13 protein-coding genes and 2 tRNA genes are annotated in these 12,951 nt (G+C 69.5%); 10 read left to right on the top strand and 5 right to left on the bottom strand.

All coding sequences use genetic code 11. The features are described 5' to 3' along the window. Positions 1 to 39 precede the first annotated feature (39 nt). Positions 40 to 690 carry a protein-L-isoaspartate O-methyltransferase family protein gene (locus ACPCJR_RS09120; protein WP_391511851.1) on the bottom strand — a complete coding sequence of 217 codons (651 nt, stop codon included), beginning with the start codon at positions 688 to 690 and terminating at the stop codon, positions 40 to 42. A 198-nt stretch (positions 691 to 888) separates the two neighbouring features. After that, positions 889 to 962, bottom strand: a tRNA-Cys gene (locus ACPCJR_RS09115). A 428-nt stretch (positions 963 to 1,390) separates the two neighbouring features. Between ACPCJR_RS09115 and ACPCJR_RS09110 the strand changes: the two genes are divergently transcribed. Both ACPCJR_RS09110 and ACPCJR_RS09105 read left to right on the top strand, forming a co-directional pair. Beyond that, positions 1,391 to 1,466 (top strand) — tRNA-Asn (locus ACPCJR_RS09110). 619 nt (positions 1,467 to 2,085) lie between these two features. Further along, positions 2,086 to 2,292: a hypothetical protein gene (locus ACPCJR_RS09105; RefSeq protein ID WP_331285484.1), complete on the top strand. Its 207-nt coding sequence runs from the start codon at positions 2,086 to 2,088 to the stop codon at positions 2,290 to 2,292. Positions 2,293 to 2,330: 38 nt separating this feature from the next. Here ACPCJR_RS09105 and ACPCJR_RS09100 read toward each other — a convergent pair whose 3' ends face one another. Then, complete coding sequence (locus ACPCJR_RS09100; RefSeq protein ID WP_391511850.1) at positions 2,331 to 2,618, bottom strand: hypothetical protein; 288 nt, start codon at positions 2,616 to 2,618, stop codon at positions 2,331 to 2,333. A 247-nt stretch (positions 2,619 to 2,865) separates the two neighbouring features. Here ACPCJR_RS09100 and pstS point away from each other — a divergent pair, with 247 nt between their 5' ends. From pstS to phoB, 6 genes are all read left to right on the top strand, one after another. Further along, on the top strand, positions 2,866 to 3,909 hold the full coding sequence (pstS, locus tag ACPCJR_RS09095; RefSeq protein ID WP_391511849.1) for a phosphate ABC transporter substrate-binding protein PstS: 1,044 nt from the start codon (positions 2,866 to 2,868) through the stop codon (positions 3,907 to 3,909). Between the two features lie 111 nt (positions 3,910 to 4,020). After that, the gene (gene pstC / locus ACPCJR_RS09090) at positions 4,021 to 4,995 is read left to right on the top strand and encodes a phosphate ABC transporter permease subunit PstC (protein WP_391511848.1); all 975 of its coding nucleotides are present in this window, start codon (positions 4,021 to 4,023) and stop codon (positions 4,993 to 4,995) included. Between the two features lie 58 nt (positions 4,996 to 5,053). Continuing rightward, positions 5,054 to 5,947 (top strand): phosphate ABC transporter permease PstA, encoded by an 894-nt coding sequence (pstA, locus tag ACPCJR_RS09085; RefSeq protein WP_110352867.1) that lies wholly within the window; start codon positions 5,054 to 5,056, stop codon positions 5,945 to 5,947. Positions 5,948 to 5,988: 41 nt separating this feature from the next. Next, positions 5,989 to 6,804: a phosphate ABC transporter ATP-binding protein PstB gene (gene pstB / locus ACPCJR_RS09080; protein ID WP_391511847.1), complete on the top strand. Its 816-nt coding sequence runs from the start codon at positions 5,989 to 5,991 to the stop codon at positions 6,802 to 6,804. A 139-nt stretch (positions 6,805 to 6,943) separates the two neighbouring features. After that, the gene (phoU, locus tag ACPCJR_RS09075) at positions 6,944 to 7,657 is read left to right on the top strand and encodes a phosphate signaling complex protein PhoU (RefSeq protein WP_391511846.1); all 714 of its coding nucleotides are present in this window, start codon (positions 6,944 to 6,946) and stop codon (positions 7,655 to 7,657) included. A 91-nt stretch (positions 7,658 to 7,748) separates the two neighbouring features. Then, a complete protein-coding gene (phoB, locus tag ACPCJR_RS09070; RefSeq protein ID WP_391511845.1) occupies positions 7,749 to 8,453 on the top strand; it encodes a phosphate regulon transcriptional regulator PhoB in 705 nt (234 codons plus the stop codon). A gap of 358 nt (positions 8,454 to 8,811) precedes the next feature. Here phoB and ACPCJR_RS09065 read toward each other — a convergent pair whose 3' ends face one another. After that, positions 8,812 to 9,357: a GcrA family cell cycle regulator gene (locus tag ACPCJR_RS09065; RefSeq protein ID WP_391511844.1), complete on the bottom strand. Its 546-nt coding sequence runs from the start codon at positions 9,355 to 9,357 to the stop codon at positions 8,812 to 8,814. Between the two features lie 527 nt (positions 9,358 to 9,884). Here ACPCJR_RS09065 and ACPCJR_RS09060 point away from each other — a divergent pair. Next, positions 9,885 to 10,751, top strand: coding sequence for a cell envelope integrity EipB family protein (locus ACPCJR_RS09060; protein WP_391511843.1), 867 nt, complete (start codon positions 9,885 to 9,887; stop codon positions 10,749 to 10,751). Positions 10,752 to 10,757: 6 nt separating this feature from the next. On the opposite strand, the gene ACPCJR_RS09055 is transcribed toward ACPCJR_RS09060, so the two are convergent. Further along, positions 10,758 to 12,035, bottom strand: coding sequence for a DNA polymerase IV (locus tag ACPCJR_RS09055; protein WP_391511842.1), 1,278 nt, complete (start codon positions 12,033 to 12,035; stop codon positions 10,758 to 10,760). Positions 12,036 to 12,093: 58 nt separating this feature from the next. On the opposite strand from ACPCJR_RS09055, the gene ACPCJR_RS09050 reads away from it, so the two are divergent. Beyond that, positions 12,094 to 12,951 carry a cobalt-precorrin-6A reductase gene (locus tag ACPCJR_RS09050; RefSeq protein ID WP_391511841.1) on the top strand — a complete coding sequence of 286 codons (858 nt, stop codon included), beginning with the start codon at positions 12,094 to 12,096 and terminating at the stop codon, positions 12,949 to 12,951.

The following is a 12,951-nucleotide window of genomic DNA, read 5'->3' as shown; positions in this document are numbered from 1 at the left end:
GCCGGACGCTGCGTGACTGAGGCCGTCGTGGCGTGTTCTTTAGAAGGCGAAGCCGGGTTCGGTCGCGAACGCCTTCAGGCCCGGCAGCGACGCATCGAACAGCGCGCGCGATCCGAAGGCGTCGCCCGCCCGCACGAACAGGGTCGCCTTGGCGTTGCGATGGGGGCCGAACACGCAGACGAGTCGTCCGTCGTCGCGCAACTGGTCGAGCAGGGCCTGGGGCCGTGTCTCGACGCGGCCCTCGACGAGAATCGCGTCGAAGGGATCGCCCTTCAACGGGGCGTCCAGCGCGCCGTGAATCACCTCGACCCCACCGCCCAGGCGCTCGCGCGCGGCATCCGCGAGTTCGGCGGTCGATTCGAGGGCGACGACCTCCGCCCCGAGACGCTGCAGGATGGCCGCGCCGTAGCCGTAGCCGCTGGCCACGTCGAGGACGCGCAGGCCGGGACGGACCTTGAGTGCCTGGATCATGCGGGCCAGCACCATCGGCGCGGGCATCGCGTGGGCCCCGTCCGCCCCGGTGTCGAAGGTCAGCGTCTGATCGATATAGGCGAAATCCGCGCGGCCCGGAGGCACGAAGCGCTCCCGCGGAACGGAATCGAAGGCATCGAGCACCGCGACGTCGTTCACGTCGAAGGTCCGGAGCTGACAATCGACCATGAGGCGCCGCGCCTGGGCATAATCGAGCATGAGCCGTCCATCCCTCGCCGCTGCGCCAGACCGTCCTTCAGCCCGCCCGTCGAGCGGCGCCGATGCGAGCGGGCGCGTTGTCGTGGATCGCCCTCGGAATTGCAAGGCTCAGGCTGACGGACGTCCCGCGCTATCGCGACGGTTTCCGGCCTGTCGTCACGGGCGATGATGGAGGAGGTCCGGCACTGCCGGGAATTTTGGAGGCCTCGCCCGGAATCGAACCGGGGTGCAAGGATTTGCAGTCCTCTGCGTAACCACTCCGCCACGAGGCCTCACCGCGCCGAGGCGCGACGCTCCGGGCCGAGCGGCCGCTCCGGAGCGAGGCGTCTCTAGCAGAGGCTCTGCCCGCTCGGCAACGGTCTTGTCGTGCGATCGACGGAAGAGCGGGCATAATAGGGTTTCCGTTTGATCGCTTCGGTCTCTTCCGTCGTCCTTGCGAGGCGAGACGTAAGCAATCCAGGGCACCGTCCCTTCCGGACAGGTCGCGCTCTGGGTCGCTTCGGCTCCGCCTCGCGATGACGGAGTGGGGTGAAGGCCGAGGCGATCAAACGAAAACGATACAAGATGCGGTTTCGCAGGGGCGCCGGGAGAGCCCGACCGCTGCGCCGGGCGCGCAGGTGCAAAAACCTTCGCCAGGACCCTTGCGCCCGCAACCGGCGACGGCTAATGACCCGCCAGCGCCGCCGAGGCGGCCGGGTGATCCCCGATAGCTCAGTTGGTAGAGCAAGCGACTGTTAATCGCTTTGTCGCAGGTTCGAGTCCTGCTCGGGGAGCCAAAACCTTTCAAGCAACGCGCTGATCTTCGGGCAGACCCCTCGCCGGGCCGATGATCTTGCCTCTGCGTCGGCTCAGGCCGTCCGCTTCGCTTGTCGGCGTGCTCCGCAGATCCTCATCCGCACAGACCCCGCTCCGGCTTCGAGAGCCGCGCTGGTGGCGCCTGCCGTACCGTCAGAAAACCGCACTGTCCCTCGCGTCGCTCGCTGCGAGCCGGCGCGGAGTGAGCCTGCGGGTGGGGCGTGGAAACGCCGGGCGCGGCGGATCGGGCCATTCCGATAATGGGCCGATCCGCCCGTCGCTTGCGTACCGCAGATGGGCGGGCAGCCCGACGACATAGGAAGGAACGGCTCAAGGACGCCGTTTCATCCGTCGGTTGATCGCACCCCCCAAAAGACCCGAAGAGGGGTGCGACGTCCGACGGGAACCGAGCCTCGGGCCGACGCATTCCGGCAGGGCTCCTCTGGAGCGGCGCGCCCGACGGCGGGAAGGTCGTTCGTTACACGGCACCGGACCTCTGCAACGGTAAGTTCTCGTTAACCATCCTCGTGCAAGATAGGCCGTCGCCGCTCCATTCGTCCCGGAGCAACACCGTTCCTTCAGATTTGGCCCTGCCGATCCATGGCACATCTCGCGACGAACTGCTCCGTAGGCTCGATCGTCGAGGCCGCGATGCCGGCTTTGAACGGCGAGACGCGGGACCGGATCGGCAAGGGGCTGCGCGAGGTCTACGTCGACCGCTGCGATGCGCAGCCGATCACCGATGCCCAGGTCGAGCTGCTGCTGCGCCTGCGCCAGAAGGAACGCGACCAGCGCCGGGCGGGCTGAGACGCGTCCGCCCCCAGGACGGCGAGGCCGATCCTACGCTACTGCCAGCGCCGCGCCTGCGGCTGCTGGCGCTTGATCTCGGCCGCCCGAATCATCGTCAGCACGCGGTCGAGATCCTTCAAGAGGGCGGATTCGGTCGCCCGCGCGGAGGCAACCTCGTCCTCGTCGCTCCCGAACCGCTGCCGGTGCTGGAGGAGCACGAGTTCGTCCTCCAGGGCCGCCCGCTCGGCATGGAGCGCAAGATAAGCCGCCTCATAAGCCGCCTCTTGGGGATCGCTGGGATCGAGGAAGCGATCCCGGTCTGATTTCACGTCCGGCTCGGTCACGCCGAAAGCCTCCTGAGGCTCGTCAGCCCGAACCTCGCGGCCCGGGCGCTGTCGGAACAACGCTCGACAGGCCGCAAGCGGTCCCATCCTCTGTAGAATTCGGCGCAGAAGGGGCCTGTCATGTCTTCGTCATGTCGCCGTCATAGAGGCGGCGCGTCGGTGAACTAGACGGCAGCCTTGCCGCAGCGAGGCCGGTTCCGGTCCGATGCCGGCCGGGATCAGAGCCTGACACCCTACGGAGATTCTCGTGAAACCCTTCGCTTACGCCTTGGCGGTCGGCCTCGCCGCCGCTCAGCTCGCGACCTCGGCCCTGGCCGCCGACATCACCGGCGCCGGCGCCACCTTCCCCTTCCCCGTCTACTCGAAATGGGCCGAAGCCTACCGCAAGGAGACCGGCACGGGCCTCAACTACCAGTCCATCGGCTCGGGCGGCGGCATCAAGCAGATCCAGGCCAAGACGGTCGATTTCGGCGCGACCGACGCGCCCCTGAAGCCTGCCCAGCTCGAGAAGGACGGCCTTCTCCAGTTCCCCACCGTGATGGGCGGCGTCGTTCCGGTCGTGAACATCGCCGGCCTGGAGCCGGGCAAGCTCAAGCTGACCGGTGAGATCCTGGCCGAGATCTATGCCGGCAAGATCCTGAAGTGGTCGGACCCGAAGATCGCCAAGCTCAACGAGGGCCTGAAGCTCCCCGAGGCGAACATCACCCCGGTCTACCGCTCAGACGCCTCCGGCACGACCAACATCTTCACCACCTACCTCTCGGCCGTCTCCGAGGCCTGGAAGAAGGAATTCGGTGCGGCCACCACGGTGAGCTGGCCGGTCGGCCAGGGCGGCAAGGGCAACGAGGGCGTCACCGCCACCGTCAAGCAGGTCCCCAACGCGATCGGCTACGTCGAGTCGGCCTACGCCAAGCAGAACAAGCTCGCCCACGCTCTGATCGAGAACAAGGCCGGCAAGTTCCCGCAGCCCGACGACAAGGCCTTCCAGGCCGCCGCCGCCAGTGCCGACTGGAAGTCGACCCCCGGCTTCGGCATCGCCCTGACCAACCAGGGCGGCGACGAGGCGTGGCCGATCACGGCCGCCACCTTCATCCTCGTCTACAAGGAGCCGGCGGATGCGGCCAAGGCTGCCGACGTGCTCAAGTTCTTCGACTGGGCCTACAAGCACGGCGACAAGCTCGCGACCGAGCTCGACTACGTGCCGCTGCCCGACACCGTCGTCGGCCTGATCCACGAGGAGTGGAAGGCCGTGAAGGGCAAGGACGGCAAGCCGGTCTTCGCCAGCAAGTAAGCGTAGAGAGAAGGGCCCTCTTCCAGCCGGAAGGGGGCCTTTCCCGAAGTGGTCCGCTCGCCTCGCGCGCGACGTCGCGCTAAACGCTCACCAGCCGAAGAGCCTCCGCGGATGACCGCCTTGACCCAGACCCTCACCGTGGCCCGCGAGAGCAGCGTGGCCCGTATCGCGCCGAGCAAGACCGGCGACCGCCTCTTCCAGGGTGCCGCCTACGCCTCCGCCCTCCTCGTGCTGCTGGTGCTCGCGGGCATCCTCGGCTCGATCATCTACGGAGCGTGGCCGGCCTTCTCCGAGTTCGGCTTCGGCTTCGTCACCTCCTCCGCCTGGAACATCGGCACCGAGCAGTTCGGCGCCCTGCCCGCGATCATCGGCACCGTGGCCGCCGCCCTGCTGGCGCTGCTCATCGGCGTGCCGGTCTCGCTCGGCATCGCGATCTACCTGACGCAGCTCTGCCCCGGCTGGGCGCGCAAGCCCGTGGCCATGACGATCGAGCTGCTCGCCTCGGTGCCCAGCATCATCTACGGCATGTGGGGCCTGTTCGTCTTCGCCCCGCTTTTCGCCCGCTTCGTGCAGGTGCCGGTCTCGAACCTGGTCGAGGGCCTGCCGATCGTCGGCACCATCCTCTACGCCCGCATCCCCTCGGGCGTCGGCGTGCTCACCGCCGGCATCATCCTCGCGATCATGATCGTGCCCTTCGTCGCCTCGATCACCCGCGACATGCTCGACCAGATCCCGACGGTGCTGCGCGAGAGCGCCTACGGCATCGGCTGCACCACCTGGGAGGTCGTGCGCCACGTGCTCGTGCCGCAGGCCTCGGTCTCGATCATCGGCGCGATCATGCTCGGCCTCGGCCGCGCGCTCGGCGAGACCATGGCGGTCACCTTCGTGATCGGCAACGCCAACCGCCTCTCCGCCTCGATCTTCGATCCGGGCTCGACCATCGCCTCGCGCATCGCCAACGAATTCAACGAGGCCGACGGGCTCCAGCTCTCCTCGCTGATGGCGCTCGGCTGCCTGCTCTTCATCATCACCTTCTTCGTGCTGATCATCGCCCGCCTGCTGGTGCGGCGCACCAAGGTCGCCTGAACCGCGACCGCCCGAGCACGATCGCCCGAGACTGTCCGAGCCCGAAGGACGCCGATCCATGGACGCCAGCAACCCCATCGCGACGGCCGGGCGCACGCCCACGGCCAGCCGCGTGCGCCCCGGCCGCCGGGTCGCCGACCGCGTGCTGATCCTCGCGAGCACGATCGCCACCCTGCTCGGCATCGTCGTGCTCGGCTCGATCCTGCTCATGCTCATCGTCGAGGGGCTGAAGGGCTTCTCGCCCGCCCTGTTCACGGCGCCGACGCCGGGCCCGGGCTCCGAGGGCGGCGGCATCGCCAACGCCATCCTGGGCAGCCTCATCATGACGCTGCTCGGCATCCTCATCGCCACGCCGATCGGGCTGATGGCCGGCACCTTCCTCGCGGAGTACGGCCGCACCTCGAAGATCGCCGACGTGATCCGCTTCCTCAACGACGTGCTGCTCTCGGCGCCCTCGATCCTGATCGGCCTGTTCGTCTACACGCTGATGGTCCGGCCGATGGGCACCTATTCGGGCTGGGCCGGCGCGGTGGCGCTCGCCATCATCGCCACGCCCGTGATCGTGCGCACCACCGAGGACATGCTGCGCCTCGTGCCCGGCCCGATGCGCGAGGCGGGGGCTGCGCTCGGCGCACCCCGCTCCCTCGTCATCCGCGCCGTCACCTGGCGGGCGGCGAGCGCGGGCATCGTCACCGGCATCATCCTGGCGCTGGCCCGCATCGCCGGCGAGACCGCGCCGCTGCTCTTCACGGCGCTCAACAACAACAGCTGGTTCAACGCCAACCTGCTCGGCGGCGTGCCGAACCTGCCGGTGATGATCTACCAGTTCGCCCTCTCGCCCTACCCGAACTGGCAGAGCCTCGCGTGGTCGGGCGCGCTCCTCATCACCGTGACCATCCTCGCCCTGTCGGTGGTGGCCCGCTTCGTCATCAAGGACCAGCGGGCGCGCTGAGACCGCCCCCCGGACAATCCTCCTACCTGCGAGACCATCCGATGAGCGCCTCCCCCGCGATCCGCAGCCAGTTCGAGGGCCGCAGCCCGGCCGACGTCAAGGCGCCCGTGCGCATCGCCGTCAAGGACCTGAACTTCTACTACGGCAGCTTCCACGGTCTGAAGGACATCAACCTCGATTTCCGCGACCGGCAGGTCACGGCGCTGATCGGTCCGTCCGGCTGCGGAAAGTCGACGCTGCTGCGCACCTTCAACCGCATCTACAGCCTCTACCCGGAGCAGCGTGCCGAGGGCGAGATCCTGCTCGACGGGCAGAACGTGCTCGACGCCAAGGTCGATCTCAATGAGCTGCGCTCGCGGGTCGGCATGGTGTTCCAGAAGCCGACGCCCTTCCCGATGTCGATCTACGACAACGTCGCCTTCGGCCTGCGCCTCTACGAGAAGCTGCCGAAGGCCGAGCTGGACGCGCGCGTGGAGGAGAGCCTGCGCAAGGCGGCGCTCTGGGACGAGGTGAAGGACAAGCTCAAGCAGTCCGGCACCGGCCTCTCCGGCGGCCAGCAGCAGCGCCTCTGCATCGCCCGCACCGTGGCCCAGCGTCCCGAGGTGATCCTGTTCGACGAGCCGACTTCGGCCCTCGACCCGATCTCGACGGGCCGTATCGAGGAGCTGATCGAGCAGCTGCGCGCGGAGTTCACGATCGTCATCGTGACCCACAACATGCAGCAGGCCGCCCGCATCTCGCAGTTCACCGCCTTCATGTATCTGGGTGAGCTGATCGAGTTCGACGCGACCTCGAAGATCTTCATGAACCCGGCCAAGCGCCAGACCCAGGACTACATCACCGGCCGCTTCGGCTAAGGGTCGCCCTCGCGCAGCGCCCGCTCGACGCCCGCTCTTGGATGCGGGCGCAGCGGGGCGACCGCGGGCGACGCGAACCGGCCGTCCCAGCATCCGACTAAGGTGACGGCCGCGACCGTCCGAGCGGGGAATTCGAGAGATGTCCGAGCATATCGTCTCCTCCTACGACAAAGACCTCGAGAACCTGCGCCGCTCGATCGCCGAGATGGGTGGGGTGGCCGAGAAGATGATGACGGATGCCACCGACGCGCTGGTGCGCCGGGATACGACCCTGGCCCAGGCGGTGATCGTCGCCGACAAGCGCCTCGACGTGCTCCAGCGGGAGATCGAGGAGCGCTCGGTGCTGCTCATCGCCCGGCGTCAGCCCCTCGCCATCGACCTGCGCGAGACGATCTCCGGCATTCGCGTCTCCGGCGATCTGGAGCGGATCGGGGACCTGGCCAAGAACATCGCCAAGCGCGTCGTGGCGATCAGCGATCAGGCCCAGCCGCAGAAGATCGTCCTCGGCGTGCAGCACATGAGCGACCTCGTGCAGGAGCAGCTCAAGGATGTTCTCGACGCCTATGCCAGCCGTGATGTCGCCGCCGCCCACGAGGTGTGGGAGCGCGACAGCGCGATCGATGCGCTCTACAATTCGTTGTTCCGCGAACTCCTGACCTACATGATGGAGGATCCGCGCAACATCTCCTTCTGTACGCACCTGCTGTTCTGCGCCAAGAACGTCGAGCGGATCGGCGACCACACCACCAACGTCGCCGAGACGATCGAATACCTCGTCACCGGCGAGAACCCGGCCGGCGAGCGGCCCAAGAACGACGCCTCGAACTACGCGACGGTGACGCCGACGGCCTGAGGCCTGCGGCTTCCTCCGGGAAGCGCGACGCGAGACACGCCGCCCGCGGTCCGGAGCGACCGGCCGGGCGTGACGGATGGGAAGACGGGTGATGACGAGTGCGCGCATCCTGATCGTCGAGGACGAGGAATCGCTCACGACGCTGCTGCGCTACAATCTCGAAGCGGAAGGCTTCGTGGTCGACGTGGCGGTGCGCGGCGACGAGGCGGACCTTCGCCTGCACGAGACCACGCCCGACCTCGTTTTGCTCGACTGGATGGTGCCGGGGCTCTCCGGGATCGAGCTGTGCCGGCGCATCCGGGCGCGGCGCGAGACCGAGCGGCTGCCCGTCATCATGCTGACCGCGCGCGGCGAGGAGACGGACCGGGTGCGCGGCCTTTCGACGGGGGCCGACGATTACGTGGTGAAGCCGTTCTCCGTGCCGGAGCTGCTCGCCCGGGTCCGCGCCCTGCTGCGCCGGGCCAAGCCCGCCCATGTCGCCGACCTGCTCGTGGCCGGCGACATCGAGCTCGACCGGGTCAGCCACCGCATCCGTCGCCAGGGCCGCGAGATCCATCTCGGGCCGACCGAGTTCAAGCTGCTCGAATATCTGATGCAGAGCCCCGGCCGGGTCTTTTCCCGGGAACAGCTCCTCGACGGCGTCTGGGGACACGACGTCTACATCGACGAGCGCACCGTCGACGTGCATGTCGGCCGCCTGCGCAAGGCGATCAACCGCCCGCGCCAGAGCGACCCGATCCGCACCGTGCGCGGCTCCGGCTACTCCTTCGACGAGATGTTCGCCGGGGCGGAGTGAGACGAAGTCTGGTCGATCGCCCCGGTGTCTTCCCTCGTCCTTGCGAGACTCAGCGAAAGCAATCCAGGGCTCCGTCCCTTCCGGACAGGTCGCGCTCTGGGTCGCTTCGGCTCCGCCTCGCGATGACGGAGAGGCGCGAAGGCCGAGGCGATGGACCGGAGACGAGATCAGTCTTTGCCGGGCGCGCCGCGATCAGAGCAGTTTCTCTCTGCCCAACGCGTCGTCATCACGGCCCATAGCCGTTCACGCCGCGGGATCAGCGCTCACACCGCCTCAACCGTCTCCGCGGAGGGAAGCGGAGGCCGGCCCGGCTGACCCGCACGGCAGCCGAGGCGCCGTGCGACATCTTTCAAAAAAATCAGCGGAAGCCGGCCACCCGGCGATCGCGCTTGCGCTCGGCGGCCGGCTGGTAGGCCACCTGGGCGTGCTGGGTGCAGTAGGGCAGGCCCGTGATCGCCCGGCCGCCGCAGAAGCGGAAGTCCGGCGAGGTCGGATCGCCCATCGGCCAGCGGCACATGGAATCGCGCAGGTCCATGATGGTGACGCGCTGCGACACCGCGAGCGCCACCGGCTCCGGGGCGGGGGTCGGCGGCAGGGGGAAGTTGGGGGCCGGCCGGTGCGCGATGATGGCCGGCGGCTCCGGCAGGGTCGGCTCCTCGACCACGGCCACGGCCTCCAGCTCGGCCTCCACTTCCGGACCGTCCTTGCGGCGGCCCTGCGCGGGGGCAGGCCCAATCGGCTTGACGCGCCCGGCCAAGCCGAGGCGATGCACCTTGCCGATGACCGCGTTGCGCGAGACGCCGCCGATCTGGAGGGCGATCTGGCTGGCGCTCAAGCCATCGTCCCAGAGACGACGCAGCAGCTCGACGCGCTCGTCCGTCCAGCTCGGGACCGCTTCCGTCATTGTCCCCTCCACGTCGCACCGTCCTTGAAATCGCACCGACAGGCAGCGCGACGAGGCGGTCGAAGAGCCGCCGCCGCGCCCGGCGAAACACGCAACCCAGGGCCGGCGGAGCGGCCCTGCACATGTCGGTTAACAGACGCCAAACCCTGCGCTGGCGACGGTGTGGAGACTACAGGACAGCTCGGCCGCGGAGCAAGGGTCGGTGCGGGCCGCGACCCGGTTTCCACCAGCATTCGGAGACTCGGCCCGCGGGAAACCGAGCCCTGTCGCAGCGCCGATGTCAGGCTCGGCGACAGGCCGTTAAAGCGTTGCGTAAAATTACACTTTTCTCGCGTGAGCCGAGCTGTCCGAACCTCCCGGCACCGACCCCGCGGGCGACCCCCGGCCCGGAGCGGACGGCCACGGCCCTGTTTCGGAATGGGCCGAAAAAGATTGTCCGGACCGCCGGATTGATTATGTGACGGACGATCGTCGCCGGTCCTCGGGCTGGGGATAACCTGTTTTCGACAGCGCATTTGGGAGATCGCATGCGACTGCGCCTCGCGCCGGCCCTGATCGTCCTCGCCGCCCTGCCCGGTTCCGCGCTCGCGGCGGGGCCGGCCGCTCCCGTTCCGGAGGAGGCGGCGATCCGGCTCGCGCCGCACCGCGCGGTCTACGACCTCTCGCTCGCCCGCTCCACCGGCACGCGGGCGGTCGAGGGCGTGCGCGGGCGCATCGTCATCGACTTCTCGGGCGATGCCTGCCGCGGCTACACCATGCAGACGCGGCAGGTCACGCTGCTCGATTCCGGCGAATCCGGCGACCGCACCTCGGACCTGCGCAGCTCCACCTTCGAGGATGGCGACGGGACGAGCTTCCGCTTCCGCACCACGACCATCCTCAACAACAAGCCGTCGCCGTCCGTGGACGGTACGGCGGAGGCCGCATCCGACGCGCTCAAGGTGAAGCTCAAGGAGCCCAAGCGCGACCAGTTCCAGGCCGAGGCGCCGGTGCTGTTCCCGGTCCACCACATGATCCGCCTGATCAAGGCGGCGAAGGCGGGGGAGACCACGGTCTCCGCCAGGGTGTTCGACGGCTCGGACGACGGCCGCAAGGTCTACGACACGCTGGCCGTGATCGGTCGCCCGAGCGCGGCGCCCGCCGCCGAGACCGAGCGCGACAAGCCGCTGCGCGAGGGCGACCACGCCGCCATGCGCCGCTGGCCGGTGACGCTGAGCTACTTCACCGCCGGCCAGGGCGAGCGCACGCCGATCTACACCCTGACCTTCGATCTCTACGAGGACGGCGTCAGCGGTCGGCTTCACCTCGATTACGGGGATTTCGCCATCGACGGCACGATGTCCCGGCTCGATCTGGCCAAGGCCGATCCGAAGGCGGAGGCCTGCCGGAAGTAGGCGGCCTCAGGTCCGGCGCCGCTCCGGCTCGCCGCCGAAGGCGAGGCCGCGCTGGATCGCGGCGCTGCCGAACTTTTCCCGCACCCGGTCCAGGGCGGCCTCGCGCTTGGCGATGCGCTCGATGCCTTGGTCGGCCAGATCGCCCCGGTCGGCGTGGATCGCGCCGCAGAGGTCGCCGCCGCCGATGCCGATGAGGCGGAACGGCGTCCCGTCGCAGGCCGCCCGCAGCATCGGCTCGCCCTCGTGGAACAGCCGGTCGGCGAGCTGGGTGGGCTTGAGGCCGCCGCGGGTGCGGGTTCGCAGACGGAAGCGCGCATCCTTCAGCTTCAGGGTGACGTTGCCGGCGGCGAGCTCCGCCCGCTTCAGCCGCGCCGAGACCTTCTCGCAGAGGCGCCACAGGATCGGGCGCAGATCCTCGAACCGGGCGAGATCGGTGGCGAAGGTCGTCTCGGCCGACACGCTCTTGGCCTCGCGGGTCGGGCGCACCGGCCGCCCGTCCCGCCCCCCGGCCAGCGCCAGCAGGCGCAGGGCGTCCCGGCCGAGTGCCGCCTGCAGCCGCGCCGGATCGACCCGCGCGACGTCCCCGACACGGTGGATGTTGAGGCCGGCCAGACGGTTGCGGGCGCTCTCGCCGATACCGGGCAGGATGCCGACCGGCTTGTGGGCCAGGAAGGCGGCGGCATCCTCGCCCGCGATGATCGAGAAGCCGCGGGGCTTGTCGAGGTCGGAGGCGATCTTGGCCAGGAACTTGTTGGCGGAGAGACCGACCGAGACGGTGATGCCGATCTCGGCCTCGACCCGCGCGGCGAAGCGGGCGAGCGTCAGGGCCGGGCTGGAGCCGTGAAGACGCTCGGTGCCGGAGAGGTCGAGGAAGGCCTCGTCGATGGAGACGGGCTCGACCAGCGGCGTGAGCGCCAGCATCATCGCCCGCACCTCGCGCCCGACGCGGGCGTACTTCTCCATGTCCGGCCGCAGCACGGTGGCGTCGGGGCAGCGCTGGAGCGCCTCGAACATCGGCATGGCCGAGCGCACGCCGGAGATCCGGGCGAGGTAGCAGGCGGTCGAGACCACGCCGCGCTTGCCCCCGCCGATGATGAGGGGCCGGTCGTGCAGGGACGGCTCGTCGCGCTTCTCGATGGCCGCGTAGAAGGCGTCGCAATCGACGTGGGCGATGCTCAGGCCGTCCCGGGCCGGATGGGCGAGCAGCCGCGGCGAGCCGCATCCGCGGCAGCGCAGGGCGGCCTCGGCTTGCATCGTCAGGCAATCGCGGCAGAAGGGTCTCACGTCGCAGAACCTTGCCCGGACCGCTCCCGGGTTTTTGCGGGCGAGACAGGTTGTACGAATGTCCGAGACCCCCGGCCAGGGGCCGCACCCGCGTCATCCCAAGCCGAGTCCGACCGATCTCGGTGAAGCCACGCGCGTGCTCATACTCGGGGGCACCACCGAGGCCAGTGCGCTCGCCGCCCTGATCGCGGGCGTGCCCGCCTTCCGCGTGACGCTCTCGCTCGCCGGCCGCACCGCCGCGCCGCGCGCCGAACCGGTCCCGACCCGGGTCGGCGGGTTCGGCGGGGCGGACGGGCTGGCGCGCTGGCTCGCCGAGAACGCCGTCGCGGCGGTGATCGACGCGACGCATCCCTTCGCCGCCCGCATCTCGGCCAACGCCGCGAGCGCCTGCGCGCAACGGCGCGTGCCGCTGCTGGCGATCCGCCGTCCGGCCTGGGAGCGCCGCGCGGGCGATGCCTGGATCGAGGTCGCGTCCGTCCCTGCGAGCGTCGAGGCCCTCGGCCCCCTGCCCCGGCGCGTCTTCCTGACCATCGGGCGGCAGGAAGTCTCCGCCTTCGCCCGCGCGCCGCATCACGCCTACGTCGTGCGCAGCATCGAGCCGGTCGGCGACGCCCTGCCGGTGCCGGATCTCACCACCGTGAGCGCCCGCGGCCCCTTCAGCCTCGCCGACGAGACCCGCCTGATGCGCGAGGCCGGCATCGAGATCTTGGTCACGAAGAATTCCGGCGGCGCGGCGACCTACGCCAAGATCGAGGCGGCGCGCGAACTCGGGCTGCCCGTGGTGATCGTCGCCCGCCCTGCCCTGCCCGAGGTGCCGGCCGTTCCAAATGCGGCGGGCGCGAGGGACTGGCTCTTCGCCCTGCGCGCGGCCGCCGGCTCGACGCCGCCCGTCTCCGGTGCCATGGCAGGGTCATGA

It is taken from the genome of Methylobacterium sp. NPDC097929, assembly GCF_049543375.1.
Classification (GTDB): domain Bacteria; phylum Pseudomonadota; class Alphaproteobacteria; order Rhizobiales; family Beijerinckiaceae; genus Methylobacterium.
This window is presented reverse-complemented; position numbering and strand designations above follow the sequence as displayed.

What these genes read in the sequence shown, in the direction of transcription:
- ACPCJR_RS09120 (WP_391511851.1), bottom strand. Translation starts at nt 690, where the DNA reads ATGCTCGATTATGCCCAGGCGCGGCGCCTCATGGTCGATTGTCAGCTC.
- ACPCJR_RS09105 (WP_331285484.1), top strand. Translation starts at nt 2,086, where the DNA reads ATGGCACATCTCGCGACGAACTGCTCCGTAGGCTCGATCGTCGAGGCC.
- pstC (WP_391511848.1), top strand. Translation starts at nt 4,021, where the DNA reads ATGACCGCCTTGACCCAGACCCTCACCGTGGCCCGCGAGAGCAGCGTG.
- pstA (WP_110352867.1), top strand. Translation starts at nt 5,054, where the DNA reads ATGGACGCCAGCAACCCCATCGCGACGGCCGGGCGCACGCCCACGGCC.
- pstB (WP_391511847.1), top strand. Translation starts at nt 5,989, where the DNA reads ATGAGCGCCTCCCCCGCGATCCGCAGCCAGTTCGAGGGCCGCAGCCCG.
- phoU (WP_391511846.1), top strand. Translation starts at nt 6,944, where the DNA reads ATGTCCGAGCATATCGTCTCCTCCTACGACAAAGACCTCGAGAACCTG.
- phoB (WP_391511845.1), top strand. Translation starts at nt 7,749, where the DNA reads ATGACGAGTGCGCGCATCCTGATCGTCGAGGACGAGGAATCGCTCACG.
- ACPCJR_RS09065 (WP_391511844.1), bottom strand. Translation starts at nt 9,357, where the DNA reads ATGACGGAAGCGGTCCCGAGCTGGACGGACGAGCGCGTCGAGCTGCTG.
- ACPCJR_RS09060 (WP_391511843.1), top strand. Translation starts at nt 9,885, where the DNA reads ATGCGACTGCGCCTCGCGCCGGCCCTGATCGTCCTCGCCGCCCTGCCC.
- ACPCJR_RS09050 (WP_391511841.1), top strand. Translation starts at nt 12,094, where the DNA reads ATGTCCGAGACCCCCGGCCAGGGGCCGCACCCGCGTCATCCCAAGCCG.